This window comes from Cupriavidus sp. 8B, assembly GCF_054589115.1.
The window spans coordinates 1-260 of record NZ_BAAILO010000450.1 but is presented as its reverse complement, the minus strand read 5'-3'; the positions used below and the strand labels follow the sequence as shown (position 1 = coordinate 260).

At 61.9% G+C, this 260-nt stretch carries 1 pseudogene; it reads right to left on the bottom strand.

Features of this window, described 5'->3' with window-relative positions:
• Positions 1-8 precede the first annotated feature (8 nt).
• Positions 9-260: pseudogene (locus ACYP5B_RS43560) on the bottom strand (IS3-like element ISPpr7 family transposase); the annotation flags it as partial.

Sequence of the window (260 nt, the reverse complement as noted above, 5' to 3'; positions counted from 1 at the left end):
CTCAGCCGTTACGCTGCTTGCTTGTAATTCTCTGCGTTTTGCTGCGCTCGCTCCGGGTTCAGGTACACCGCATCTGGGAGTTCCCAGTTGCGGATGCCCGCGGTCCAACGCTGCGGATTCCGGGCGCGCGCCGCTTCATACAGCGCCGTTCTCTGCGCCAACAATGCGGTAGCTTTGCCCTGATGCCGCTGGCTTGGCGTGACGTATTTCAGGCCGCTGTGTCGGTGCTCGTCGTTGTACCAGCGCACGAAGCGCAACAC